Origin of the sequence: Nocardiopsis sp. JB363 (assembly GCF_900143625.1) — a bacterium.
In the GTDB taxonomy this organism is placed as follows: Bacteria; Actinomycetota; Actinomycetes; order Streptosporangiales; family Streptosporangiaceae; genus Nocardiopsis.
The window spans coordinates 1-25,798 of record NZ_FRFF01000045.1 but is presented as its reverse complement, the minus strand read 5'-3'; the positions used below and the strand labels follow the sequence as shown (position 1 = coordinate 25,798).

Here is a 25,798-nt window from a genome sequence, read left to right as displayed (position 1 = left end):
GCAACACCGAACGCCGCCCGAACATGCCCGTCAGGGGTCGATGATGAGCATGGTGACGATGAACCCGAAGAACAGCACCAGGAGACCGATGACCACCCCGTTGGCGATCCAGGCGTAACGGGTGAACCGCGAGACCTTCTCCTGGTCGAGAGACTCGCTGACCGCGATGATCGAGAAGATGAGCCCGATCACCGAGAGGAACCCGTAACAGCTCATCACCAAGAGGATCGACGTGACCAGGGCGCCGATCGCGCCGCCCTTCGACAGCGGCGCCGGGTACATCGGGTACATCGGGTAGGCCGGGTACGCCTGCGGCGGAGGTGGGGGCGGATAGGCGGGCTGCTGCGCCATGTAGGGGTCCTGATAGGGGGCCTGGTACGGGCCGGGCGGGGGAGGTCCGTACCCCGGTCCGTAACCCGGGCCGCCGTACGGTCCGGGTGCGGAGTAACCACCCGTGTGTTCGCCCTCCGGCGGACCCGGGTACCTGTCGTCGTGCATGTCCTGCCTTAGGAGTTCGGGCTCGCATCGGGAGCCGGGGGATGAGGCGGTCAGAATCCGAGGAGCAGGGCCAAGGCCGCGAAGACGATCACGGGGACCGCGAAGACCACGGACAGCGCCACATAAGCGAAGTTACAGGCCCAGGTGTAGCGGATGTACTTCTCCACCTGGACCGCGTCGGGGATCTTCCGCAGGGCCATGATCCCGAGGACGACGCCGGGGGCATTGGCGACGAGTACGAAGAACCACAACCCGAGTGAGAGGCCGAGGGCCGGGACGATCAGGGTGAGTCCTGCGACGACCAGTGCGGCGACGGCTCCGCCGACCCTGGCCGGAGGGCCGGAAGGGGGTGGGGTCGCCGGGGCGAAGCGCTGCCCCGAGGCGGCCTGGAAACCGGTACCGGGGGGCGTCGTCGCCGTGGGTGCGGTCCTCATGGGTGCGGCGCCCACCGGACGCGCGGAACGTCGGGGCGTGGCCGCGACGTCGGCCGTGCCCTGTCCTCGTTCCCAGAAGGCCCGGGGATCGCTCCGGTCACCGTGCAAGGCCTACCGTGCCTCCCTTGTCGAAAGACGGAAATGTCGGGTCCGGTCCCCTGTTCGCATACCCGCCCCGTTCCTGTCGGACGCGGTAGGGAGCCTCCCGGTTCTGCCAACCGACGGTCAGTACTGCGTCACGTCGACGATCCCCTGGATCCAATCGCCCGCCTGGGTGAACATGACGAACGTCAACACGGCCATCACGAAGAACATCACCACCGCCGCGCCCAGGCAGTACCAGGAGTACCGGGTCAGGACCTCGGCCTGGTCCGCGCGACCCCGGTCGCGGGCGTGCGCCGCCCGGACCGCGAAGGTGATCCCCGCGATACCGAAGATCCAGTTCGCGCAGCACAACGCCGTGACCAGGTGCAGGATCAGCGCCATGGTGGAGCTGTTGGCGCCTCCGCCCGCGGCGGGAGAGGAGGACGTGGTGGAGGCGGAGCGGTCCTCGTCGCGCTCCCTTTCGGGCGCACGGTCCCGTCCCTCGGGCTCGCGGTCCTCCCTCCCCCGGTCACGGGGGGAGGAGGCTCCGGGGGGCAGCGAAGCGTTGCTCATTCGGGGTGTCTCTCGCCGTTGGTGGTCGACCAACGCCACTCTAGTCCGTGTCGTCGAGAGCCGTAGCGGGACCAGGGCGGCTCAGGAGTCGGCGGAGAGTTCGGCCACACCCGTCACCCGGTGGAGCGCGAACCGGTGGACGGCGTCCCGAGTGGTGTCGTGGGCGGTGAGGAACCCCCCGTCCACACGGGTGGGCACCACGATCCGGCTGACCTGGCGGCCGTCGGTGTCGGTGTAGCCGATCCACACCCGGCGCTCGTCGGCGAGGACCCGTTCGAGTACCTCCACGAGCGCGTTCACGCGCGCCGCCGCGCTGCTGTTCTCCGGCAACTCCACCGGAACCCGCGCGATGGTGGCGGCCTCGTCCCCGGCGCGCAGTGCCCGAACGGCGGCACGAGCGAGTTCCGGGTCGCCGGTGTGCTCGACGGAGGGGCCCGCGTCCGGTTCGGCGCGGCGTATCTCCGGACGGCTCAACCGCATGGTTCCGTCACCGCTCTCGGCCACCGGGTGGTAGCCGAGCCGACTCAACCGCTCCATCAGGGCGGCGCGGGTGAGCCCGCTGACCACGACGGTGGGCGCCAACAGCACCAGCTCCAGGTCGGTGGCCCGGCGGTCACCGACCAGTTCGGTGAGCAGCGCGGGCTCGTCGCAGCGCAGGTAGCTGGAGGCGGCACCGGCTCGCAGCCGGCCGTGCCGACGACCCATGTCCAGGATCAGGTAACGCAGCGCCTGGGGCAGGGGAGTACGTGAGTGGCGTTCCAACATCGCGGTGAGGTCGGCGACCCCGCGCCCGGCGTCCAGGGCCCGGCGCACGGAGGACTCGGTGAAACGGTAGACCGTGGCACCGCCGGTGGACTCCACATCGGCGGTCAGGGCGAGTTCGCGCGCCAGTTCGGTCACCAACGGTCCCGGGGCCACCGCGGTCATGTCGCCCTGCACCAGCACGTAGTCCAAGGGCTGGGGCAACTCGGTGGAGAGGAGGGCGTCGGAGGCGTCCTCGTCGCCGGAGAGCCAAGGGCGGGCGTGGGCGGCGAGCGCGCCCATTCCGGTCAGTCCCAGGGCGGCGGCCTCGGCCACCGTCGCCTCGACCAGTTCGGTGTACAGGGGCGACTGGCGGCGGGGATGGCGCCAGGCCAGACGGGACATCAGGGATTCGGTCTCCGGGGCCGTCCCCGGTTCGGCCGTCGCGAGTTCGGTCAGGACGTCACGGCGCGCCTGTGGCGCGGCCGGGCGCACCAGACCCGGGCCGAGCACGTTGTGCACGCGCCCACCGGAGTCCTGCGACCCGGCCAGGGAGGGCACCCGGTCCGAGTCCGCCCAGGCACGCACCAGACGCGACCACCGACGTTCCGGAGGGCTCTCCCGCCACAGGTCGTACTCGCGGGTGGGCAGCCACTCGCCGGACAACCGGTCGTCGGGGGCGAGCAACCCGGCGGCGCGGGCCGTTTCCAGCAACAGGGCGGTGGTCGTGTCGTCGGTGTCCATGCTCTGCGCGGCGCGACGCAGGTCGCGCACGCCCAGCCCCCCGTTGCGCAGCACCGCGGCGGGTTCCTGGGACCAGCGTTCCATGAGCTCCTCGACGGCGCGCAACACCACGAAGGCCTGCCCCGCGGCGGCGCGGGACACCGTGTCGGGTTCGACGGAACGCCCCTCGAACGCGGGCGGGGTGGTGCCGACGTCCTGGAACAGCGACCCCGAACGCAGGAACAGGCCGATCTCGCGCGGCAGCGTCAGCGTGTCGTCGCCGGTGGGCAGGAGCAACCCGCGGGCGATGAGGGAATCCACCGGTGAGGAGGCCGTGGCGAGGGAGACCTCACGTCGGGCGTCCGTGACGGTGCCGTTGGGCGGTCCCCAGGTGAGACTGTCCAGCAGCCGATGGGCGGGGGCGTCGACCTGGGCGACGAGGGCACGGATCCGGTCGGGGTCGGACAAGGCGGTGGCGACCGACTCCACCGGCGACTCGGCGGTGGAGTGCGGCACCAGGTCGTCGGCCAGACGTTTGACCGTCCCGTGCGGCAGGGCCGCCAGCGGGACCCGCGCGGGCGGACCGAGCCGGGCGGGATGTGGCAGCAGTTCGCGCAGGACCTGCACCGGGCGCAGACGCCCCTGGTCGGGCCAGACCAGGGCCTGGGCCATCAGAGTGCCCAGGGCGGCGTCGAGCGGGTCCGTCCCGGGCCGGGTGGACGGGGTGAGACCGAGCCCGTGCGCGAGGTCGGCGGGAAGCGCCCCCACGGGTTCCGACAGACGGTCGTCGCCCAAGGCGACCACGGACTCCAACACCTGGAGCGTGAACCGGTCCAGCCGTTCCAGGGCGCGCAGCGTCGCGTTGCGCGATGTCGCACGGTGGGCCAGCGCCCCGATGTCCGCGGGGACCGGACGGGCCAGGTCCGGGCGGGCACGTAGGAGGGCGGTGAGTTCCTCGTCCGAGCGGGACCGGAGCCATGAGGTGAACGTGGGGCGCCGGCCCGACGAGGGGCCGTCGGTGCTGTCGCCTGAGGACTCGGGCCGTGCGTAGTGCGTCATCGGGTTCAACGCTAAGCGATCTTGCTCCTCGGATCGCACGGCCTCCACACCAGAAGCCTCCGACGCGATGATCACACGCTCTCTGACCGATTCGGGTGGGAATTCGCCGGCCGAAATTGGCAGGGAGGGGTTAAAAGGCAGGTCATTGTGGGCCAATATGGGGCTATGAACCAGCGCTCGGAACAATTGGTACTCGACTATCTCTCCGAGGTCGGACTCGCGCTGTACGGTCGTGTCTCGGCGAAGGAACGGACCGCTTACCTGCGTGGTCTGCGCGCGCGTATCGACGAACGTCGAGAATCGGCTGAAGACGACGACGTCGACACCGTGCGGCGGATCCTCCGTGGCTTCGGGGCACCCGAACACCTCGTGCAGGAGGAGCTGACCGGCGAGACCTTCGACCTGGAGGACGACGAGAGGATCCCGGACAAGCCCCGCCACGCGGACCGACCACCACCGCCCTGGCGTGGTGGTCCCAGCCAGGGCTTCCTGTCCCTGTTGGAGGGGCCCGGCCAGACCGACATGCGCATGGACGGCCGGACCACGCGCCCACCAGGGATGATGCGTAACAGCCTCCTCGTGCTTCGCCACCACGCCCCCGAGGCGGTCGGCCTGGCCCTGTTCGTTCTCGCCGGTGTGTGGTGGAACGTGGCCTTCGTCTGGGTGCTCGGAGCCGTGCTCATCCTGCTCAGCCAGGTATGGGAGGCCCGCGACAAATGGGTCGGGGTGGGGCTTCCGCTCCTGGCCTGTGTGGTCGGGGTGGCCCTGTGGAACGGTGACGCGAAGTTCATCGACCTCTACATCCAGGAGGCCCTGCCCGCGACCGGTGCTCCGGCACTCGGGATCGCCTCCCTCGTGTGCGTGCTCTATCTCTTCCCCAAGGTCGCCCGCTCCGCACGGGCCGCCGACCGGGTCGGGGCCTGACCCGGTCCGGAACCGAGCGATCGATCGAGCCGGGAGCATTCGCCCCGGACTCGGACCCGCTGGTCATCGCTTGGTAAATCCTGAGGAATAACCTTTTCCGGTCGGCCCGTTACCGCGTACCCGCGGCGGGCACTTCGGGTAGTCATGTCGGTACACCGCCGCTTTCGCTTCACGGCGGTCGCGTCAGGTGGTCCGGCCTCCAGACCGGGCACCGTCTCGTCGACGGCGTCCTCGGCTCCGCCGAGTCCCGTCCCACACTCCGCACCCAGCGGTGACGAGGGCGACGTCGACACCCACGAGGCCCGGGTGAGCCGTATCCGGGCCTCGTTCTCATGTCCGGGCCCCCGCCCCCGGCGGCCCCATATCGGTCCCGCGCAATTCCCTCTCGCTTTGGGAAGCACCCGGGTACTAGCCTTGGCCACACCTATGGAAACCAGGGGTCGCCGGGGTGGGAAAAGGTGGACGGCACCGCTTTCCACGCCCTCGCGTCGCCCGCCAGTGAAAGCATGAGGTCTCTACCGTGCCCACCGGCAAGGTCAAGTGGTACGACGGCGACAAGGGTTTCGGCTTTCTCACTCGGGACGACGGCGGTGAGGTCTTCGTCCATTCCACGTCCCTGCCCCCCGGAACCACCTCCCTACGGCCCGGTCAACGAGTCGAGTTCGGTGTGGCCGAGGGGCGCAAGGGCGCCCAGGCGCTACAGGTGAAACTGCTCGATACCCAGCACTCGGTGGCCAAGGCGCGGCGCAAGAAACCCGACGAGATGGTGGTCATCATCGAGGACCTCATCAACCTCTTGGAGAACGTCTCCGACAACTACCGTCGGGGTCGTCATCCGGACAAACGCGAGGCCGGCAAGGTCTCCCAGGTACTGCGTGTGGTGGCGGACGACCTGGAGGCCTGATCGGTGAGGGGCCGTGGCGAGGAGACGCCGGCCGACTCCTCGCTTCGCCCCTCACCTCTTCGACACTCCGGAACCGTCGGATGTGACGAATCCGGAGGCAATCGTTACGAGAGACGCCGGGGAAGGGGCGAAGTGCGGCCGGTGTCGGCCGGTCGGCCCGACCTTCCTGGCAGTCCGCGTGACAAGAGACGACCAAGAGGTAGCAATCGGACGAACCTTGACCCGCGTTGTGGTCAAATCGGTGCCCGGGATCAGTGAGAATGGGGAACGTGAGCCCTTCTCGACGTTCTCCTGTACCGGACAAGGCATGTATCGACGCGGTGGATCTGGCCCGCTCGGTGGCAGCGGAGGTCGGGCGACCCGAATGGGTGGGTGAGCACCTCACCGCCCAGGTCGAGGACACACGCCTGGTCACCCACTATTTCGAGTGCCTGGACCCCTCTTACCCGGGATGGACCTACGCGGTCACCGTGGTGCGCGCTTCGCGTGCCAGGGATGTCACGGTCAACGAGGTGGTCCAGCTCCCCGGAGAGGGTGCGCTCGTCACACCCGCGTGGGTTCCCTGGAAGGAACGAGTGCGCCCCGGCGACCTCGGCGCGGGAGACCTCCTCCCCACCGAGGAAGGCGACGAACGACTCGTCCCCGGTTACGCGCAGGTGCCCGACAGCGAACTCGACGCCGAGGGCATGGACAAGCAGATGGTGTGGGAGCTCGGACTGGGCCGTCGCCAGGTACTCTCCGAAATCGGCCGTGAACAGGCCGCGGAGCGCTGGTACAACGGCGACGCCGGACCGCGCAGCCCCGTCGCGACGGCCGCACCGGACCGTTGCGGCACCTGCGGTTTCATGACCCCGCTGGCCGGCGAGCTGCGTCAGATGTTCGGGGCGTGCACCAATGAGTTCGCCCCCGACGACGGCAAGGTCGTCTCGCTCGACCATGGCTGTGGCGCCCACTCCGAGGTCCGTCGACCCGGCCCGAAGAACGAGCCGGTCGCACCGGTCGTCGACGAGATGGGGTACGACCACATCGTCTTCGACGACACCACGGAACTGGAACTGGTCTCCTCAGAGTCCTGAGAGTCCCACCACGGGCCGATCCACCCGAAGAACACGACACGAGGGCCCCGCCACACTCCGCGGCGGGGCCCTCGCACGTCCACGTTCGGTCCGCTCCTGAGCACTTCCCGAACCCCGGACTCCACGCGCCGCGCCACTTCGAGGACCGGGGGACGCGGGGATCGGGTTGGGCTAGGGTCGAGCTATCCCATTCGCTCACCTCGCCCGGATTGTGCGCGCCCACGCGCCGAGCCGATCGCATCGTGCGCCCCGCGCAAGAGGAGACCACCATGGCCGAGCCGGTGACCGCGTCGGTAACCGATCCTTACGACACCGCCGAGCTGCGCAGACGTGTGTTGTCGGCGTGGGCGGACGCGCCCGCCCGGTTCCGGGAGGACGCCAACGCCGAAGAGGACTTCGCGCTGGGCGGCTACCGTGACCGGGTCGTGGTGGAACTGGCGCAGAACGCCGCCGACGCCGCCCGCCGAGCCGGGGTGCCCGGGCGTCTCCGCCTGGCACTGGACGGCGACCGTCTCACCGCGGCCAACACCGGTGCTCACCTGACCGCGGACGGTGTGGAGTCCCTCGCCACCCTGCGCGCCTCCACCAAACGCGGTGACGAGGGTTCCGTGGGCCGGTTCGGGGTCGGGTTCTCCGCGGTGGCGGCGCTCAGCGACAACGTCATCGTGGACTCCGGGTCCGGGGCCGTGCACTTCTCCGCCGAACGCGCCCGGGCCGTGGTCACCGACCTGCTGGACGCCGACGGCACCCACGCCGACCTCGCCGACGAGGTGGGGCGCCGCTCCGGGCACGTACCGATGCTGAGGCTGCCCTTTCCCGCCGACCTGCTGCCGGAACGTCCCGAGGGGGACTTCGACACGGTCGTCACCCTGGTGCTCCGGGACGACCGAGCCCGCCAACGGGTGCGGGAACTGCTGGACCGGACCGGTGAAGCGCTGCTGCTCGCCTTGGACGGCCTGTCCGAGGTGTGCGTGGTGGTGGACGGCACCGAACGCCTGCTCACGCGTTCCGACGGTGACGAAGCCGCCGGGACCGACCTCGTCACCACCCACCACAACGGCGACGGCACCCGGGTCACCCACTGGCGGACCCTGTCCCGCTCCGGTGAGTTCGACCCGCGGTTGCTCTCGGACCGGCCCACCGAGGATCGCGAACGCACCGCGTGGTCGCTGACCTGGGCCGTGCCGGTCGACAAGGAAGGCCGGGTCGGGGCGCTGCCCGCCGACGTCGAGAGCGTCGTGCACGCGCCCACACCCACCGACACCGAACTCGACCTCTCCGCGGTGCTCATCGGAACGTTCCCGCTGGGTTCGGACCGACGTTCGGTACAGCCCGGCGCCACCACCGACCTGCTGCTCATGGAGGCGGCCACCGCCTACTGCGCGTTGCTGCGCGGCTTCGACCCACGCGATGCCCTCGACCTGGTGCCCGCCACCAGGGTGGGCGGCGGCGCCATCGACGCGGTCTTCCGAGCCCGTGTCGCCGAACCGCTCCTGGACACCTCGTTCCTGGTCACCGCCGCCGGGCGCCCCGTCACACCGCGCGACGCCGTCCTCCTGGACACCGGCGGCTCCGGCGGGGCCCCCGACCTCGTCGACCTGCTCGCGGAGTCGGTTCCCCCGCTGCTGCCCGGCGCGTGGAGCCCACGCCACCCGGCGCTCGTCTCGCTCCGGGTGCACCGCCTGGGTCTGGCCGACCTCGCCGACCTGCTCGGCGACGCCCAGCGGGCGCCCTCCTGGTGGGCCTCGCTGTACAAGGCCCTGGCCACCGCGGGAGCCGCCGGCGCGGATCTCGACGAACTCGGCTCCCTGCCGGTGCCCTTGGCCGATGACCGGCTCGTCCGCGGCCCTCGCTCCCTGCTGCTGCCGACCGACGACTGGGCCCGGGTGGTCGACGCCGAGGGTAACCGGATCGATCCCGCCGTCCTGGCGACCCTGGGCGTGCGCGTGGTCCACCCCGACGCCGCCCACCCGCTTCTGCTGCGCCTGGGCGCGGTCGAGGCGGAGGCCGCCACGGTCCTGGCCGACCCCAACACCGAGGGCGCCGTTCGTACGTCCTTGGACGCCGAGGATCCCGAACCGATCGCCGAGGCCGTCCTGGACCTGGTCGCCGCAGCGGGCACCACCGTCGAGGACCTGCCCTGGCTGTCGGAGCTGGCGTTGCGCGACGACGAGGACGGATACTCGATCGCCGCCGAACTCCTGGTCCCCGGTGCCCCGTTGGCCGACCTGTTGGTCCACGACGCCCCGTTCGGCACCGTGCACGAAGACCTCGTGCGCAGGCACGGATCCGACGCCCTGCGCGCCGTGGGCGCCCTGTGGACGCTCACCGTGGTGCGCGCCGAGGAGGTCGCCCTGGGGGAGGACCCGGGCTCGATCTTCGACGGGGCCGCGGGCGAGGACGGCCCCGAAGGGCTGGAGGACTGGTCGGACGAGCTCCTGGATCGTCTCGGTGACCCGGAGCTGCCACCGGTCGTCCCCGAGCTGGTGTGCGTGGCCGACCTCGACTACATCGCCGACGGCGCCTGGCCACAGGCGTTGACGATGCTCTCCTCCGGTCCGCTGCGCGCGGCCGTCACCGAACCGGCGCGGCTGTTGATGTCGGACGGTCGGGTCGTGGACGTGCCCTCCTACACCGCTTGGTGGCTGCGCACCCGCGCCCTGTTGAACGATCGCGCCCCGGTGGAGCTGCGCACCGCCGACGCCGAACCCGCGCTCCTGGGCCTCTACGACGAGGTGCCCGCCGACGTCGACCCCGAGCTCGCCCGGGCCCTGGGTGTGCGTAGGACCCTCGCGGACCTGCTCGCCGACCCCGACGGCCCCGACGACCTGCTGACCCGGCTGGCCGACCCGGCCCGTCATGTCGACCGTGCCTCGCTGCGGCGACTGTGGACCGACCTGGCGGATCTGGACGCGGACCTGGTCACCCCGCCCACTCTGGTGCGGGCGGTCCAGGGCGGGTCGATCGTGGTCGCCGACGCCGAGGACGCCGTGGTGGTGGACTCACCGGACCTCCTGCCACTGCTGGAGGGGCGTGCACTGGTGTTGGCCGCCGCCGACGTGGCCGAACGGTTGGCCGACGTGCTCGATCTGGATCTGGCCTCGGAGGTCGTCACCGGGAAGGTGAGTTCGTCGGGGCAGATCCGCGCGGTGCCGGACGAGGCGGCGTTGTTCCTCGCCGGGTCGGGGGAACCGGACCGTACCTACCTGCACCACCGGACACTCACCGTGGACGGGGTGGAGGTGGACTGGTACACGGGCGACGGAGCGGTGCACGCCTCCGGTACCGAGGGGCTGGCCCGGGCGCTGTGCCTGCGGGCCGGGCAGTGGTCGCGCCGCCACCTGGTGGCGGCGGTGCTGCGCGACCCGTCGGCCGCGGCCCACCTGCTCGCCGAGTCCGACCTGGAGTAGCCCCTCCCCTTGATCCGTGACGCTTGCCGGTGGCAAGAAGCGTCACGGATCAGGGGAGAGCGGCTGTCAGGCCCTGCTCGGGCTCGGCCCACTCGGTGACCTCCAAGGGGTCGCCGACGGACACGGTTCCGGGGACGGTCACGGCGAACTTCGAGCAGAAGGCCACGCCGCCGTCGTCCGCGCGGCGGTACCCGGCCAGGGCGCGCAGTGGTTCGGGACCGCGTTTTCGACCGGTCTCCTGGTCGACGGTGGTGACCGCGCACCGAATGCACACCTTCGCGTAACCGAGCTCGGCTGTGCCCAGACGGACCCTGCGCACCCGGTCTTCGGTGTGCGCCTCCGGCCAGCCGGACACGACGACGTTGGGCCGGAACCGTGCCATCGGCACGGGCTCGCCACCGGTGGCGAGGATGTGTTCGTTGAGCAGGTCCAGTGAGGACAGCGAACCCACCACGGCGGCGTGGCCGTCGGCGAAGCCCGCGGTGCCGGTGGTCAGACCCGTGGTCTCGCGCCGGTGGTCCTCGGGCACTCGCACCAGACGGCTGGACGAACCGAACACCCCGGTCAGCCACGCGGCGGCCTCGTCACCCTGGTCCACGCCCTGGAAGGGGTTCCCGTGCACGGTGACGTCCAGGCGCGGGCCGTCCGAGGCGGTCTTGAGTTCGAGGGGTTCGGTGCCACCGGTGCGCAGAGTCAGACGGGAGGCGTCGGCGTCGATCTCCGGGACGATGCGCGCCATCCGGGGATCCTTGCGCTGGCTGCGGAAGGTGCCGGAGTCGTCGACCACCATGAACGTGCGGTCGTGGGCGAGCCCGGCGGAGGTGACCTCGGAGTCGGAGAGGGGAACACCCGCGCATCCCTTCACGGGGTAGGTGACGAGCGCGCTCACATGGGCGATGGGTTCAGGGGCCATGCCATCAAGCTAGCGGAACCACTGGTGGAACCACCCGGGGAAGCCGAGCGTCTTCTCAGGTGCCCCACTCTTTCCGAAAGACGGGATCCCCCATGCGCGCCACCCCGGTCATCGCTCTCCTCGCCCTGCTGCTCACCGTCGGGTGCGCGGCGTCGACGGACGAACCCGCGCCCGCCCCGGACGAAGCCGATGCGGAGGGTGCGGCCCGGGACGCCGATACCGAGGGAGCGGGCGACGACGCCGATCAAGAGGACACCGAGGTGCACACGTACCCGACCGGCGGGCAGATCACCGTCGAGCTCACCATGTACGCCTCCGAGGATCGCGGCCGCCACACCCCCTTCTTCTCCGGGTTCCGGCCCACCGTGGCGTTCGATCACCCCGACCTGTCCGTGACCTGCGCGGTCCAGCTCCCCGACGAGCTCGAACAGTTCGCCCCGGGCGAGACCCACCTGGTGGCTCTGGAGTGCGAGGAGGAGGTCACCGTGCACGTGGACGAACCGGGCTTCCTCCTGGTCGAGGGCGGCAAGGAGAACGGCGAGGGCGTCGTCGTCTTCACCGACGCCTGACCGACCCGAGCGTCAGGGCCGCCCCGACGGTGCGTTCGGTCGGTTCGCGCGGCAGGATGGGGTGCGGTGAAAGGGGCGTTCGTGAGCGACGTGACGAGTGGGACCGATGCGCCGGTCCTGAGTCCGGCCCGAAGGTGGCTGGTCCTGGCGGCGGTCTCCGCCGGGCTGCTGCTGATCTCGGTGGACATGACGGTGCTGTACACGGCTCTGCCGACCCTCAGCGCCGACCTCGGCGCGAACGCCTCCCAGCGTCTGTGGATCATCAACGCCTACCCCCTGGTCATGGCGGGTCTGCTGTTGGGCGCCGGAACCCTCGGCGACCGGGTCGGACACAAACGCATGTACCTGATCGGGCTGGTCCTGTTCGGTACCGCGTCCCTGGTCGCCGCCTACGCCACGACCCCGGAACTGTTGGTCGCCGGGCGGGCCTTCCTGGCCGTGGGCGCCGCCGCGATGATGCCCGCCACCCTGTCGTTGATCCGGATCACCTTCACCGACGAACACGAGCGGGGCATCGCGATCGGCGTGTGGGGGACCATGGCCATGGTCGGCGCCGCCATCGGACCGATCGTGGGCGGACTGCTGCTGGAGTACTTCTGGTGGGGTTCGGTCTTCCTGGTGAACGTGCCGATCGTGCTCGTGGCCCTGGTGTTGGCCGCGCTGGTCGCACCGGGCGGGTCGGGCGGCTCCGACCGCCCCTGGGACCTGCTCGGTTCGGCCCAGGTGATGGCCGGTCTGGCGGGCGCGGTGTACGCGATCAAAGAGGTCACCGGACCCGAACCCCGGGCCGTGGCGGTACTCGTGGCACTGCTGGTCTCGGCGGTGGGGTGGTGGACCTTCGTGCGTCGCCAGCGCGGACGTCCCTACCCGCTGATCGACTTCGCGCTGCTGCGCGACCCCCGCATCCTCATCGGGGTACTGGCCGCGGCCATGGCGATGTTCGCCGTCGCCGGCGTACAGCTGGTCCTGACCCAGCGCCTGCAACTGGTGCTGGACCTGACACCGTTCCGCGCGGGGTTGGTGGTGGCCGCCATGGCCCTGGGCGCACTGCCGGTGGGCATCACCGCGGGTGCGCTGCTGTCCCGTTTGGGCACCCGGCCGGTGATCGGCACCGGTCTGTTGGTGACCGCGGCGGGCACGGCGTTGGTTCTGCTCACCCCGAACGCCCCGCTCGCCTGGACGGTCGCCGGGCTGCTGGTGGCCGGTGCCGGCACCGGGGCCGCGATGACCGCCGCCTCGGCGGCGATCGTGGGATACGCGCCCGAACACCGGGCGGGGATGGCCTCCTCGGTGGAGGAGGTGTCCTATGAGCTCGGCAGCCTGACCGGCGTGGCGATCCTGGGAAGCCTGCTCTCCGCCGTCTACACCCGAACCGTCACCCTGCCCGAGGGAGCCCCCGCCGACGCGGCCGGTGGCCTGGACGAGGCCCGCACGGTCGCAGCGGGGTTGGACGTCGACGCCGCGGCCGCGCTGATGGAGGAGGCCGTCCACGCCTTCGACAACGGCTATCGAGCGACCCTGCTCATCGCCGTCGTCGTACTGACGGCGAGCGGTCTGTTCGCTCTGTCGTACAAGCGCGGGAGCGCCCCGGAGGCGACCCGGGCACAAGGTTGAGTCGCCCCCGTCGGATCAGCGGGTGACGCGGAAGAACCCCTCGGAGATGAGGGTGCGCAGCGCGTCCGGTGTGCGTTCGCGGATCGTCTCCTGGTCCTCGCCCATGAGCTCGGCGATCGCGTCCAGCAGCGGACCGACCGGCATGGTGCCGTCGCAGACGCTGGCCAGGGCCGCCTCCACGGTGTCGATCCGGACCACTCGGTGCAGGCCCTCGCGCTGACGGAGCAGGATCTTCTCCGGGTCGGGTGCGCCGGGCACGCCCACCCGTTCCTCGACCACACCGGGGGCGAGCGCCACGTGCGCGGACAACAGGGCGGCGTCGGTGAGCCGGTGCGCGGTCATCGCTCCATCCACCACGTCCGGCAGGTAACGCCCCACCGGTTGCTCGACGTCGTGCCGTAGTTCCTCGACCCGAACCGTGGCGTCCTGCGCGACGTCGTTGCGCAGACTGATCCAGCCGAAACCGATGCCCTTGATGCCCTCGCGCTCGAAGTAGTCCAGCCAGGCGTCGTAGCGGCGGGTGTACTCGGGGGTGCCGTGCTCACAGGAGTCGCGCAGCCACAGCTCCACGTACTCGGCGGGGTCCTGGACGTCGCGTTGGACCACCCAGCCCGAACAGCCGGTGCCGGTGATCCACCCGCCGACCCGGTCCTCCCAGTCGTCGCTGTCGGTGTGCGTCCAGTTGGCCAGGAACTGGGCCCATCCACCCTCGGTGAGGTGGGCGGGCGCCTGCCGGACCAGTTCGGCGCAGACGGTGTCGCCCGGCAGGTCGGACTCGCGGTAGGTGTACCGGGCCGCCTCCGGGGTGATGACGAACGGCGGGTTGGACACGATGAGGTCGAAGCGTTCGCCCTTGACCGGTTCGAACAACGAACCCTGGGCCAGTCGGGCGTCGTGGACACTGGACAGGGCCAGGCTGATCCCCGCCAGGTGGACGGCGCGTGGGTTGAGGTCGGTGGCCACCACCTCACGGGCCCTGGAAGCCAGGTGCAGGGCCTGGACACCACACCCGGTGCCCAGGTCCAGGGCGCGCTCGAAGGGTCCGTCGACCATCAGACGGGACAGGTTGGCGGAGGCTCCACCCGTGCCGACGACGTGGTCGTGGCGAGGGACGTCACCGCTGCCCGGGTGCACCTTGGGGTCGGAGACCACGAACCCGGGCCGGCCGTCCTCCAGCTCCCAAGGACCGAGGTGCACGAGTGCGCGCACCACCGGGCCCTCGGGTCCGTCGTCGACGCGCACCAGGCCGGCTTCGGCGAGTTCGTCCACGGGAAGGATGCCACGGGCGGCGCGGAGCGGGACGGCCCCGCGTAGCCACCACAGACGCAGCAGCAGTCCGAGGCGTTCCTCTCCGCCGGTGGCGCGCAGGGCGGGCACCAGCTGTTCGCGGGCCAGGGCCTTTGCGGCGGCGTCGCCGAGCCGGTCGCGGACACCGGACACCGTGTAGTCGGCGTCGATGAGGATGCCGCGAAGGCGGTCGGCGAGACCGCGCGGGAATTCTGTCTCAGACACCTGCCCATTATCGGGCAGGTTCACGGTGCGGCCGGCACAGGTCAGGGGGTTTCGGATCGACCCTCGACTCGCTCGGCGGCGTGTTCGACCGTCTCCCCGCGTTTGCGGAGGAGATAGGGGATGTAGAGGAACCCGAAGACGCCGAGGGCGATTCCGGTCACACAGACACCGATCCACCAGCGTTCGGAGTCGGGAAGGGCGTCGCCCATGGCGAGCAACACGATGAGGGCGACCACCCACGCGGCGGTGCCGAGGGCGGCCGGCACTCGGTAGTCGGTCTCGTGGACTTCCGGATCTGGTCGGCGAGGTTTGCGCACGGGTTCAGGTTATCCGGTGCCGCCAGGGCGAGGGAGAACCGATGTGTCTCAGCAGGTCATAGCGGAGATGTGACTCACATCAAAAGATCCGATCATCCGATCGCATGGTGATTCGTACGAGCTTGAAGTGAACTTTGGGGATGCTGTTGTACGAAGATGCAACTAATCTGGCGCAGAATCCTTGATGTCCCGTAACACGAGCAGGTCAGGCTGATGACGTGAACGCACCGAATCCATCCCCCACCGAACACACCAGAAGGCCCAAGGGCCCCATCGACCGCTACTTCAAGATCACGGAGCGGGGCTCGACCCTCGGAACCGAGATCCGTGGCGGCATGGCGACCTTCTTCGCCATGGCCTACATCGTGGTCCTCAACCCCCTGATCCTCGGCACGGCCGAGGACGTCAACGGGGACACCCTGGGGCTTCCGGGTGTCGCCGCCATGACCGCGCTGGTGGCCGCCCTCTCCTGTGTCCTCATGGGCGTGGTCAGCCGCTACCCGTTCGCCATCGCCGCGGGCATGGGCCTCAACGCGGTCGTCGCCTACGGGATCGCGCCCCTGATGTCCTGGGCGGACGTCTTCCTGTTGATCATCATCGAGGGCGTCGTGCTCTTGATCCTGGTGCTCACCGGGTTCCGTACCGCCGTGTTCGCCGCCATTCCGTCCGGTCTCAAGGTCGCGATCGCCGTTGGTGTGGGTCTCTTCCTCGCCTTGATCGGCCTGGTGAACGCCGGCTTCATCCAGGCCGGTGACGGCACCCTGGTCCAGTTGGGCAACGGCGGTCTCAACGGCTGGCCCATCCTGATCTTCGTGATCGGCCTCCTGGTCAGCATCGCCCTCTACGTGCGCAATGTCCGAGGTGCCCTCCTCCTGGGCATCGTGGTCGCCACCGTTCTCTCCATCGTGGTGGAGAGCCTGCTCGGTGACGGTGGTGAGGGTCTGGGCTGGGCGCTCACCGTTCCCAGCCTTCCCACCAGCGTCGACGACCTCGTGGCGATGCCCGACGTCTCCCTCCTCGGTCTCTTCACCGAGGGCGGGTTCAACATCGCCGAGCGGTGGTCCGATGTCGGTGTCGCCACTGTCGTCATGCTGATCTTCACGCTGCTGTTGGCGGACTTCTTCGACACCATGGGCACCATGGTGGGCGTCGCGCACCAGGGCGGCCTGGCCGACGAGGACGGCAACATCGAGGGCACCCGTGAGGTCCTGATCGCCGACTCCGTGGGCACCATCCTCGGTGGTCTGGGTTCGGCCTCGGTCGCGACCCTGTACGCCGAGTCCGCCGCGGGTGTCGGTGAGGGCGCTCGTACCGGTATCGCGCCGATCGTCACCGGCGCGATGTTCATGATCGCGACGCTCTTCACCCCCTTGGTGAGCCTCGTGCCCTTCGAGGCCGCCACACCGGTGCTGGTGATCGTGGGCTTCATGATGCTCACCCAGGTCACCAGCATCGACTTCAAGGACCCGGCGCTCGGCATCGGTTCCTTCCTGGCGATCATCATGATGCCGTTCACGTACTCGATCGCGAACGGTATCGGTTTCGGTCTGCTCGGCTACGCCTTCGTCATGCTGGTCATGGGGCGTGCGCGTCGCGTGCACCCGCTGCTCTGGCTCATCTCGGTGGTCTTCCTGATCCACTTCGCCGAACCGGCCATCTACGCCCTGATCGGCTGATCCCTTTCGCGGATCGAACCGCGTTCTCCGTCACTCATGGGGTCGTCCCACGGGTGACGGGGAATGGAAGCAGTGGTGAACGGCGTTGGCTCAGGTGATGAGTCAACGCCGTTTACTTCATGGTTCCCGTGCCTCCACCACGATGCTGGTTTCAGCCTTTCTCCACGGGTGCGCCCGACAGGGGAGGGGATGATGCGACGTATCGCGATGTTCCGCTCGCTGGGCGTGCGCAACTACCGGATCTACGCCCTCGGCCAGCTCGTGTCCAACCCCGGCACCTGGATGCAGCGCATCGCCCAGGACTGGCTGGTGCTCCAGCTCAGTGGCGGCAGCGGCATCGCGCTGGGCATGACCACCGCCCTGCAGTTCCTGCCCATGCTCTTCTTCGGGCTCTGGGGCGGTGCCATGGTCGACCGTTTCGACAAGCGCCGCCTGCTGATCTTGACTCAGTCCGCCATGGGCGTGCTCGCGGTGGGCCTCGGTGTCCTGGCCATCCTCGGCGCCGCCGAGGTCTGGCACGTGTACCTCTTCGCCTTCGGGCTGGGCATGATCACCGTGCTCGACAACCCCGGGCGACAGACGTTCGTGCCGGAGATGGTCAGCCGTGAACTCCTGCCGAACGCGATCGCGCTCAACAGCGCCAGCTTCCAGCTCGGTCGGGTCACCGGGCCCGCCATCGCCGGCCTGCTGATCGGTCTGATCGGCAGTGGCCCCGTCTTCATGATCAACGGCGTCTCGTTCGGGTTCACGATCGTGGCGTTGCTGATGATCCGCACCGCCGAACTCAACCCCACCGAACGCATGCCGCGCGGCAAGGGACAGATTCGCGAGGGACTGCGCTACATCGGTGGCAGACGCGACCTCGTCCTGCTGTTGATCCTGGCCGCCTCGGTGCAGTTCTTCGGCGCCAACAGCCAGAACCAGATCGCGCTCATGGTCAACAACGTGTTCGAGACCGGGGCCGAGGCGTTCGGTGTGGCCGCCGCCGCGCTCGCGGTGGGGGCCTTGGCCGGTGCGCTGTTGGCGGCCCGACGCGAAGTCCCCAAGCTGCGGTTGGTGCTCATCGGGTCGATGGGGTTCGGCGTCGCCCAGTTGGTCGCCGGGTTCATGCCGGGCTACGTGGCGTTCGTCGTGGTCCTGGTGCCCATGGGCGCGCTCTTCATGACCTACGTGACCACCCTCAACGCCACCTTCCAGCTCAGCGTCGACCCCCGGATGCGCGGCCGCGCGATGAGCATGTTCCTGTTGGTGTTCATGGGGGTGGCCCCGATCGGCGCCCCGGTGGTGGGTCTGCTCGCCGACGCCTTCGGCCCGCAGTACAGCTTCATCGTGGGCGGTGCGGTGACGATCGTGGCGGTCGGGGTGATCTCCGCCCTGCTGATGAGGACCAAGGGCGTGCGCGTGCACGACCTGCTGCCGCGACGCTTCCGCGGGCCGGAGGCCGCCACGGTGGAACGTGGGGAAACCGGCGGGACGGAGCCGATGGACGCCGTCGAACCGAACGCCACCGCGGCCCCCGGTGCACAGGGGGCGCCGGAGGCGGAGCGGATCCCGGAGCCGGTATCCGGCGATTCACCCGAAGTCAGGCGGTGACCACACGCGTGAGCATCGACACCGAACTCACCACGAGCAGCACCAGGATGGTGCGTCGGAAGAGTTCGGCGTTCAACCTCCGGAACAGCCGTTCTCCGGCGAACGTGCCCACCAACAGGGCCGGGACGCCCACGGCCACCAGGGTCCCCACCTCCGGGGTCAGCTGACCACCGAAGCCGAACCCCACCAGCGTCGCCACGCTCGTCGCCGAGAACACCACGGCGAGCGTGGCGCGCTGCTCCCGTGGTTCCAGGTCGGCCAGGCGCGAGCCCTGCATACCGGCGACCAGGATCGGCCCGTCGATCGCGGTCGCGGCGAACGAGGCGCCCGAGAGCGCGCTCATCCCACCCGCCGCGCTCATACCACCGGGCACGCGCACCCGTAGCCCCACCAACAGGGTTCCGGCGACCACCGTGACCGCGATCAGCGACAACAGGGTCGATTCCGACAGGACGTTGAGCGCCCACAGACCGAACGGCACGCCGGCCAGAGAGCACACCAACAACACCAGGGCGCCGCGTCGGTCCACGTGGGCCCGATCGCCCACCGCGACCCACAGGTTCAACGGCACGGCCAGCGTCGCCGCGATCACCACCGCGGTCACCGGGTCCAGGAGCAGGGCCAGCGGGGGGACCGAGACCAACGAGAAGCCGAACCCGGCGGCGATCCGGACCAGCGCGGCCAGGGTGAGGGTGACGAACACGCCGACGAGGACGGACACGGGTACGTCTCCAAGGGAGGATGGGAGGGGACCAGGTGACCCTAATCGTTCCGCGCACCGGAGGAGGCCGATCCGCTGTGAGACTGTTCGTCGCGCTATGGCCCCCGCCGGAGGTCATCGACGCGCTGGAGGAGACCGTTCGGCGTACGCGTCGGCACTCGCCGGAGCTTCGCTGGACCCGCAGCGAGGAATGGCACCTCACCCTGCTCTTCCTCGGAGAGGTCGTCGACGAACGGGTCCCCCGGCTCGCCGACGCGTTGGGGGAGTGCCTCCACGGACGTCCCGCACCCGACCTGACGCTCGACGGTTGGGGCACCTTTCCTCGCAACAGCGGATCCGCCTCCGTGTTCTGGGCCGGGGTGGGCGGCCCACTGGACGGGCTGGTCCACGACCTGACCACGGCCGCGCGAACCAACGACGTGCCCGTCGCGTCACGTCCCTTCGTGCCGCACCTCACCCTCGCGCGGGCCCGCCCACCGCGCTCCCCGGCCGGGTTTCCGCACACGCTGGGCGAACCGCCCCGGGTCGGCTGGCGGGCCGATCGGGTCGACCTGGTGGAGAGTCGACCCGGAAGGGCGGACCGCTACCGGACCGTCCGGACCTGGCGACTACCCTGGGAAGGCGAATCCCAACGAGCACCGGAGTGCGGCACGTCATGAGCATGCTCACCAACAACCGCAAGCAGCGCTGGCTGTTGCCCGTGGTGCTCGGTTCGATCATGGCCATCGTGATCCTGGGCGCCCTTCTCGGCTGACCGGACCCGAGGCTCCTCCCCGGGCGCGACTTGACCCTGACACCTGTGTCAGGGTTCTAGCGTTCCGCCATGTCCTCACGCACACTGGGCCCGGGCCGGCTGCTCTGCCTGACCCTGGCCGCCTTCGCCGTCGGTACCGACGACCTGCTCATCGCCGGCCTGCTGCCCGTCATCGCCCAAGACCTCGATGTGGGCATGGCCGCCGCCGGACAGCTGGTCACCCTCTTCTCGATCACCTATGCCGTGGCGGCCCCGCCGTTGGCGGTGGCCACGGCCCGGCTGCCCCGACGCACCCTGCTGCTCGGCGCGCTCTCCCTGTTCGCACTGGTCAACCTGGTCACCGCGCTGGCTCCCGGATACGTCACGCTGATGGCGTTGCGGGTCTGCGCCGCGCTGGTGGCGGCCCTCATCACCCCGGTCGCCTTCGCCATGGCCGCGGGGCTGTCCGCACCCGAACGCACCGGTCGCGCGGTCGGAATGGTGGCCGCGGGCCTCACCGTGTCGCTGTTCCTGGGTGTACCGGCCGGCACCGTGCTCGGGGCCGCCTTCGGTTGGCGTGCGGCCTTCGTCGCCGTGGCCGTCTTCACCGGCCTGGTCCTGCTCGCCTCGGCCGCGTTGCTCCCCTCGCTGCCCGGATCCTCGCAGGCGGGCCCGCGTGAGCAGCTCAGGGCGCTGTCCCGTCCCGCGATCCTGTTCTGCGTCACCGGGACCGTCCTGGGTGCGAGCTGCGGGTTCATGACCTACACCTACATCGCTCCGATCACCGTGGACCTCACCGGTTCCTCGGGCGTGGTCCTGGCTCCCCTGATCGCCACGATCGGTGTGGCCGGCGCGCTCGGCACCCTGGTGTGCGGTCGGGCCACCGACCGGTGGGGCGCCGACCGGGTCCTCCTGGTCACCTTCGTCGGGATGGTCGCCACCAGCGTCGTCCTGGCGCTCCTCGCCCCGCTGACCGGGGGAGGACTCCCGGCGTGGGCCCTGGGCGGGGTCCTCGCGGTGTGGGGGTTCGCCGCCTGGGGGTTCGCCGCGCCCATGAGCGCCCGGCTGCTCGGCCTGGCCGGGGAGGCCGGCACCGAGGCCCTCGCCCTCAACACCGGCGGACTCTACGTGGGGACCGCGGTGGCGGGCATGGTCGGCGGTGCGGTGGTGGCCTCCTCCGGTGGCGCGGCGGTGCCCGTGGCCGCGGCCTGCGTCGGATTCGTGGCCCTGGTGGTGATGGCGCTGTCCGTCCGCCGATATCCCACCGCGGTCCCGGAGCCTCTGGCCCCTCAGGGGAGCGGAACCTAGGCTGGGACGGTGGTCACGACACCGGGGCACGGAGGAATCATGCGCATCGGAGAACTCGCCGAACGCAGTGGCGCCAGCGTGCGCTCCCTGCGCTACTACGAGAAACGTGGGCTCCTGGCCTCCGAACGGGCACAGAACGGGTATCGCGAATACGGGCCGGACGCGGTCGAACGGGTCCGCAACATCCGACTGCTCCTGGAGTCCGGGCTGACCTCCGAGGACATCCGAGAACTGCGGGCCTGCCTCGAACTGGACCTGGTCCGCGAACCCGACTGCGCCGAGGCCGTCGCCCTCTACGAGCAAAGACTCCAGGCGGTCCGCGAACGCATCGACACGCTCGCGGCGACCGAGGAACGCCTCGAACGCCGGCTCACCGAGAGCCGCGGGACGTAGGACCCGCGCCCGTTCAGGGACGGTCGAGGTGCAGGGACAGTCGGGGTTCAGGCGGTGGTGGCGGCCAGGCCGACGGCGTGCGCGATCAGTGCCGCGTTGTCGAAGGCCTCCGTCCCGTCCGGCAGGCGCATCGTGTCCTCCAACCCGATCCGAATATCGCACCCGGTGTCCAGGGCGACCTCCAACATCGGCCACGCCGTGGCGTCCGCTCCGTGCAGCAACCGCGGCGCCCCCACCTTCGCGCGGTCGAGCAGGGCGTTGATCGCGTCCGCGTTGCGCCGCGCGTCCTCCACCGCCACCTGGGTGGGCTCCACCAGTACCGTGGCGACCTCGATCCCCGTGGCCACCAGGATCCGGGCCGCCTCCACCGTCCACACCCCGGCCTCCACCTCGACCCGGCGATCGCCCAACAGGTGGACCAGGTCCACCGACCCCGCCTCGTGCAGGTTCACCGACACGGAGTCGGGTAAGGCCGGCGACGCCCATCTCTGGACCAGGTCGTAGCGTCTCCAAGGGTCGGACTCGGCGGAGAGGGACGTGGTCAGGGACACCGGGACGTCGGGTCCGTCGGCTCGCAACCGCTCCATCAGCGCCGAGACCACGGACGGATCCAGGGACTCGGCGCCACTCGGGTCGCGCGGATGGACATGGAGGCCGGTCGCGCCGGCCTCCACCACCGAGTGGGCGTCGGCGACGAGTTGATCGATGGACACGGGCAGGGAGGGGTGGGCGCCCGGGCGGCGATCACCGTTGAGACAGGCGACGATCCTCATGGGACTCTCCTTACGGCGCTCTGTAAGCCGAATGTGCCCGTTCACGCTCGGGTGCAAGCCACTTGTGCCCTCCCCTGGCAGGATGGCCGGTATGAGAACTCCTCTGGCCCTCGTCGCGGCTGCCTTGTTCGTCCTCGTTCCCGCGGCGCCCGCCGTGGCCGAACCGGAGATCCCCGAGGACGGGGACGGAGGGACGGACTACCCGCGAGGCGGGGAGGGGCCGGAGGGGTCGGAGATCGCCTTCGAGTTCGAGGACCCGCGGATCTCCGAGTCCAGCGGACTGGCCCCGTCACTGCGCCACGAGGGCGTGTGGTGGACGCACAACGACAGCGGTGACCACCCCAGCGAGGTGTACGCCGTGAACGAGGCCGGCGAGACCGTCGCCACGGTCACCCTGAACGTGGAACGCCGCGACTGGGAGGCGGTCAGCGTCGCCGAGGGGCCGGAGGGGGAGCCGGCGGTGTTCGTCGGCGACATCGGCGACAACTTCGGGGGAGGCTGGCCGAACGTCCGGGTGTACCACTTCGCCGAACCCGAGGTCCTGGGCGACATGGTCCTGGACCCCGCGGTGCTGACCTTCACCTACGAGGACGGCGGTCGCGACGCCGAGGGCATGATGATCGACCCGCGCGACGGGCGCCTGTACGTGGTCTCCAAGGAGTTCTCCGGCGGTGTGTACGCGGCCCCCGAGAACATGGGACCCGAGGGGGAGAACGTCCTGGAGCGGGTCGACTCCGCGCCCCTGTTCGCCACCGACGCCGCGTTCAGCGCCGACGGTACCCGTTACGCCATCCGCACCTACTGGGGTGTGACGGTCTACGACTCCGCGGACGGGGTCCCGGGTACTTCCGTGGGCTCCTTCGACCTGCCGGAGAGCGATCAGGGCGAGTCGATCGCCTTCACCCCGGAGGGGACCGCGCTCATGGCCGGCACCGAAGGGGAACACGCCCCGGTCTGGCGGGTGCCGCTGGAAGGGGACCAACGGCCCGAACACGCGGAGGTGGACGAACCGGCGGAGTCGTCCCCGGATACCCCGGAGGGGGCGACCGAGGACGCCGAGGAGGAACAGGGGGCGGCCATCGGATCGACCCCGCTCATCCTCGGGGGCGTCGCCGTCGCCGTGGTGCTGATCGGCGCCATCACCCTCCTGGTCCGCCGCACCTGACCCGGGTTCAAGGGGTCTCGGCCCGCCGTGCGCGCAGGGCATGGACCTTGGCCCGGTTTCCGCAGCGTTCCATGGAACACCAGCGGCGCTTGCCCGGCCGCGAGGTGTCCACGAACAGCAGTCGACAGTCGTGCGCGGAACACTCCCGGACGCGGTGGGCGTGATCACCGGTGAGCAGGTCGATGGCGTCGCGGGCGAACTCCGACAGGGCCTGTGCGGCGTCGCAGGGCAGAACCCAGGTGGTGTTCCCGTCACCGATCAACCGGGGCGCGAGCGGCGGATGCTCCGCGGCCGCGTTGATCGGTGCGACGTCCGCAGCGTCGGGCGGCTCCGGCAGGGCGCGCAGCACGTGGTGGAGGGTGTCGCGCAGCTTCCGGGCGTCGCGAAGCTCGGCCTCGGTGACCCGGACCCGGGCGGGGTCGAGGCGCAGGCCGCAGTCGGCCAGCCAGTGCGCCAGGTCGTCGGGTTCGCGCAGGACCTCCCACCGGGCGAAATCACCGGGGCCGCCGGTGACCAGCAGCTCCAGGCAGAGGCTCCCCGGGTCGAAGAAGTAGGCGGAACCATCGGGCGGTGTCATCGGCAAGCCGGTTGTGCTCTGTCTCACGTAACCAGTATAACTGGAATCAGAGGGCGGGGCAGGTCTCGTCCCCGATCGGAGGAGTTGGACGATGGCTCTCGACTACCAGATCGTCGTGGACTGTGCCGCGCCGCTCACGCTCTCCCGCTTCTGGGCGGAGGCGATGGGTTACGAACCGGAGGACAACAGCGCCCTCATCGAACACGTGCTCGCTCAGGGTCTGGCCGGGGAGGACGACTACACGGTCGTCGACGGGCGCAAGGCCTGGCGCACGATCGCGGTCATTCGCCATCCGGAGGACCCCGTGCACGAGTTCACCGGTGCCGGCCTGGGGCGGCGCATCCTGTTCCAGCAGGTGCCCGAACCCAAGACGGTGAAGAACCGGATGCACCTGGACCTACGGACGGCATCGGGGGAACGCGACGCCGAGGTCGCCCGTCTGGAGGGGCTGGGCGCCGTCTCCGTCGCCGTCGTCGAGGAACCCGGGGCCTCGCACGTGACCATGCGCGACCCCGAGGGCAACGAGTTCGACGTGCAGTAGTCCTCAGCCGAGCGGCCGAGGGCCCAAGAAGTGAAAGTGTGCGAATCACTTTCGTTTGCTTCGTTTGCTTCGTTTGTTGCGGATACTGCGAATAGATGTCGGGTGTCGATCCCTGGAACGACTGAGGAGGGATCATGGCCGTGTTGTCCTCGTGCCCTGACAACGAGCAGGTCGAAGCAGCCGAGAGCGCGCTGCCCCGTATTCGCCGTTACTTGGACGAGCACCACGAAGCATTGACCCCGGTCCCGGTGATCGTCGAGGAGAACCAGGAGGAGTTGCTGCTCCCACGAGCCGCGGTCGAGCTCCTGGTCGGTGTGCTCACGCACATGGCGGCCGGACGCGGGGTCTCGATCGTTCCCGAGCACGCCGAACTGACGACTCAGCAGGCGGCGGACATGCTCAACGTCTCTCGCCCCCACCTGATCGGCCTGCTTCAAGCCGAGGAGATCGAGTATCGGAAGGTCGGTACTCATCGACGGGTGAGGGCCGCGTCTCTCATGGAGTACATGCGCAGAGACGACCAGCGCCGCCGTGAGGCCGCCGACGAACTGTCCGCGATGAACCGGGAACCGGGCCTGGACTGAAAAGATCGTCTGGTCCTGCGCACAGCAGATCGCCGACTCTTGGCGTAGGCCTCTTGGCCCGATCTCGGACGTGTTCACCCGTCTACAGCGCAATGGCCTGCATCAGTCGGTCGCCGAGTTGCAGTCCGAGTGACCTGAACAGGGGCCGCACCGGGGACCGCGCTCCGGTGCGGCCTGTTCTGGTGGGTTCGGGTGGGTCAGCTCAGGAAGGTGATCAGGGGTTGGGCCATCGCGCCGGCCAGTGCGGCCAGGGCGTAGCCGGTCAGTAGGTGGCCGATCCGGCGGCGGGGTTTGCGGTGGCTCGCCGGGCGGCGCGGCCGGTCCGACCTGCGCGGGAGCGGCGGGGGCGGCACTTGTTCTCGGCGGGGGTGCGGGATCGGTAG

Annotated in this window: 25 protein-coding genes; 14 read left to right on the top strand and 11 right to left on the bottom strand. The window is 70.1% G+C overall.

Annotated features, from left to right (window positions below):
- Positions 1–30 precede the first annotated feature (30 nt).
- From BQ8420_RS07020 to BQ8420_RS07005, 4 genes are all read right to left on the bottom strand, one after another.
- The gene (locus BQ8420_RS07020; protein WP_235005974.1) at positions 31–498 is read right to left on the bottom strand and encodes a hypothetical protein; all 468 of its coding nucleotides are present in this window, start codon (positions 496–498) and stop codon (positions 31–33) included.
- 50 nt (positions 499–548) lie between these two features.
- Entirely contained in the window at positions 549–1,040 is a 492-nt protein-coding gene (locus BQ8420_RS33200) for a hypothetical protein (protein ID WP_369825478.1), read from the bottom strand.
- Between the two features lie 117 nt (positions 1,041–1,157).
- The gene (locus tag BQ8420_RS07010) at positions 1,158–1,589 is read right to left on the bottom strand and encodes a hypothetical protein (protein WP_087097002.1); all 432 of its coding nucleotides are present in this window, start codon (positions 1,587–1,589) and stop codon (positions 1,158–1,160) included.
- A gap of 81 nt (positions 1,590–1,670) precedes the next feature.
- Positions 1,671–4,112, bottom strand: coding sequence for a helicase-associated domain-containing protein (locus BQ8420_RS07005; RefSeq protein ID WP_087097001.1), 2,442 nt, complete (start codon positions 4,110–4,112; stop codon positions 1,671–1,673).
- 165 nt (positions 4,113–4,277) lie between these two features.
- On the opposite strand from BQ8420_RS07005, the gene BQ8420_RS07000 reads away from it, so the two are divergent.
- The 4 genes from BQ8420_RS07000 to BQ8420_RS06985 all read left to right on the top strand — a co-directional run bounded on the left by BQ8420_RS07000 (position 4,278) and on the right by BQ8420_RS06985 (position 10,426).
- A complete protein-coding gene (locus BQ8420_RS07000; RefSeq protein ID WP_087097000.1) occupies positions 4,278–5,036 on the top strand; it encodes an HAAS signaling domain-containing protein in 759 nt (252 codons plus the stop codon).
- Between the two features lie 520 nt (positions 5,037–5,556).
- Complete coding sequence (locus BQ8420_RS06995) at positions 5,557–5,940, top strand: cold-shock protein (RefSeq protein ID WP_087096999.1); 384 nt, start codon at positions 5,557–5,559, stop codon at positions 5,938–5,940.
- 320 nt (positions 5,941–6,260) lie between these two features.
- Positions 6,261–7,016 carry a DUF3027 domain-containing protein gene (locus tag BQ8420_RS06990; protein WP_087096998.1) on the top strand — a complete coding sequence of 252 codons (756 nt, stop codon included), beginning with the start codon at positions 6,261–6,263 and terminating at the stop codon, positions 7,014–7,016.
- Positions 7,017–7,285: 269 nt separating this feature from the next.
- On the top strand, positions 7,286–10,426 hold the full coding sequence (locus BQ8420_RS06985) for a sacsin N-terminal ATP-binding-like domain-containing protein (protein WP_087096997.1): 3,141 nt from the start codon (positions 7,286–7,288) through the stop codon (positions 10,424–10,426).
- A gap of 49 nt (positions 10,427–10,475) precedes the next feature.
- On the opposite strand, the gene BQ8420_RS06980 is transcribed toward BQ8420_RS06985, so the two are convergent.
- Complete coding sequence (locus BQ8420_RS06980) at positions 10,476–11,339, bottom strand: MOSC domain-containing protein (RefSeq protein ID WP_200815839.1); 864 nt, start codon at positions 11,337–11,339, stop codon at positions 10,476–10,478.
- A gap of 92 nt (positions 11,340–11,431) precedes the next feature.
- Here BQ8420_RS06980 and BQ8420_RS06975 point away from each other — a divergent pair, with 92 nt between their 5' ends.
- Together BQ8420_RS06975 and BQ8420_RS06970 are read left to right on the top strand one after the other, a co-directional pair.
- Positions 11,432–11,908 carry a hypothetical protein gene (locus BQ8420_RS06975; RefSeq protein WP_087096996.1) on the top strand — a complete coding sequence of 159 codons (477 nt, stop codon included), beginning with the start codon at positions 11,432–11,434 and terminating at the stop codon, positions 11,906–11,908.
- Positions 11,909–11,989: 81 nt separating this feature from the next.
- Positions 11,990–13,522 carry an MFS transporter gene (locus BQ8420_RS06970; RefSeq protein ID WP_200815838.1) on the top strand — a complete coding sequence of 511 codons (1,533 nt, stop codon included), beginning with the start codon at positions 11,990–11,992 and terminating at the stop codon, positions 13,520–13,522.
- Positions 13,523–13,537: 15 nt separating this feature from the next.
- Here the strand turns inward: BQ8420_RS06970 and BQ8420_RS06965 are convergent, their stop codons facing one another.
- Together BQ8420_RS06965 and BQ8420_RS06960 are read right to left on the bottom strand one after the other, a co-directional pair.
- Positions 13,538–15,034 carry a class I SAM-dependent methyltransferase gene (locus BQ8420_RS06965; RefSeq protein ID WP_087096995.1) on the bottom strand — a complete coding sequence of 499 codons (1,497 nt, stop codon included), beginning with the start codon at positions 15,032–15,034 and terminating at the stop codon, positions 13,538–13,540.
- Positions 15,035–15,075: 41 nt separating this feature from the next.
- A complete protein-coding gene (locus BQ8420_RS06960) occupies positions 15,076–15,351 on the bottom strand; it encodes a DUF2530 domain-containing protein (protein ID WP_087096994.1) in 276 nt (91 codons plus the stop codon).
- 218 nt (positions 15,352–15,569) lie between these two features.
- On the opposite strand from BQ8420_RS06960, the gene BQ8420_RS06955 reads away from it, so the two are divergent.
- Both BQ8420_RS06955 and BQ8420_RS06950 read left to right on the top strand, forming a co-directional pair.
- Positions 15,570–17,027 carry an NCS2 family permease gene (locus tag BQ8420_RS06955; protein WP_087096993.1) on the top strand — a complete coding sequence of 486 codons (1,458 nt, stop codon included), beginning with the start codon at positions 15,570–15,572 and terminating at the stop codon, positions 17,025–17,027.
- A 192-nt stretch (positions 17,028–17,219) separates the two neighbouring features.
- Complete coding sequence (locus tag BQ8420_RS06950) at positions 17,220–18,620, top strand: MFS transporter (protein ID WP_235005982.1); 1,401 nt, start codon at positions 17,220–17,222, stop codon at positions 18,618–18,620.
- Here BQ8420_RS06950 and BQ8420_RS06945 read toward each other — a convergent pair.
- A complete protein-coding gene (locus tag BQ8420_RS06945) occupies positions 18,610–19,341 on the bottom strand; it encodes a sulfite exporter TauE/SafE family protein (RefSeq protein ID WP_087096992.1) in 732 nt (243 codons plus the stop codon). The two genes, BQ8420_RS06950 and BQ8420_RS06945, sit on opposite strands and share 11 nt — an antisense overlap.
- A 77-nt stretch (positions 19,342–19,418) precedes the next feature.
- On the opposite strand from BQ8420_RS06945, the gene thpR reads away from it, so the two are divergent.
- The 3 genes from thpR to BQ8420_RS06930 all read left to right on the top strand — a co-directional run bounded on the left by thpR (position 19,419) and on the right by BQ8420_RS06930 (position 21,775).
- Positions 19,419–20,000: an RNA 2',3'-cyclic phosphodiesterase gene (gene thpR, locus BQ8420_RS06940; RefSeq protein WP_087096991.1), complete on the top strand. Its 582-nt coding sequence runs from the start codon at positions 19,419–19,421 to the stop codon at positions 19,998–20,000.
- Positions 20,001–20,164: 164 nt separating this feature from the next.
- Entirely contained in the window at positions 20,165–21,382 is a 1,218-nt protein-coding gene (locus BQ8420_RS06935) for an MFS transporter (RefSeq protein ID WP_087096990.1), read from the top strand.
- Positions 21,383–21,421: 39 nt separating this feature from the next.
- The gene (locus BQ8420_RS06930; RefSeq protein WP_087096989.1) at positions 21,422–21,775 is read left to right on the top strand and encodes a MerR family transcriptional regulator; all 354 of its coding nucleotides are present in this window, start codon (positions 21,422–21,424) and stop codon (positions 21,773–21,775) included.
- A gap of 47 nt (positions 21,776–21,822) precedes the next feature.
- Here the strand turns inward: BQ8420_RS06930 and BQ8420_RS06925 are convergent, their stop codons facing one another.
- Positions 21,823–22,548, bottom strand: coding sequence for a 3-keto-5-aminohexanoate cleavage protein (locus tag BQ8420_RS06925; RefSeq protein WP_087096988.1), 726 nt, complete (start codon positions 22,546–22,548; stop codon positions 21,823–21,825).
- Between the two features lie 91 nt (positions 22,549–22,639).
- On the opposite strand from BQ8420_RS06925, the gene BQ8420_RS06920 reads away from it, so the two are divergent.
- Complete coding sequence (locus BQ8420_RS06920) at positions 22,640–23,713, top strand: hypothetical protein (RefSeq protein WP_087096987.1); 1,074 nt, start codon at positions 22,640–22,642, stop codon at positions 23,711–23,713.
- Between the two features lie 7 nt (positions 23,714–23,720).
- Here the strand turns inward: BQ8420_RS06920 and BQ8420_RS06915 are convergent, their stop codons facing one another.
- Complete coding sequence (locus BQ8420_RS06915) at positions 23,721–24,317, bottom strand: ABATE domain-containing protein (protein ID WP_235005973.1); 597 nt, start codon at positions 24,315–24,317, stop codon at positions 23,721–23,723.
- A gap of 64 nt (positions 24,318–24,381) precedes the next feature.
- On the opposite strand from BQ8420_RS06915, the gene BQ8420_RS06910 reads away from it, so the two are divergent.
- Together BQ8420_RS06910 and BQ8420_RS06905 are read left to right on the top strand one after the other, a co-directional pair.
- Positions 24,382–24,831: a VOC family protein gene (locus BQ8420_RS06910; RefSeq protein ID WP_087096985.1), complete on the top strand. Its 450-nt coding sequence runs from the start codon at positions 24,382–24,384 to the stop codon at positions 24,829–24,831.
- Between the two features lie 134 nt (positions 24,832–24,965).
- Positions 24,966–25,415 carry a helix-turn-helix domain-containing protein gene (locus tag BQ8420_RS06905; protein ID WP_087096984.1) on the top strand — a complete coding sequence of 150 codons (450 nt, stop codon included), beginning with the start codon at positions 24,966–24,968 and terminating at the stop codon, positions 25,413–25,415.
- A gap of 197 nt (positions 25,416–25,612) precedes the next feature.
- On the opposite strand, the gene BQ8420_RS06895 is transcribed toward BQ8420_RS06905, so the two are convergent.
- Positions 25,613–25,798: hypothetical protein (locus BQ8420_RS06895; RefSeq protein WP_087096983.1), on the bottom strand; the 186-nt coding region annotated here is incomplete at its 5' end.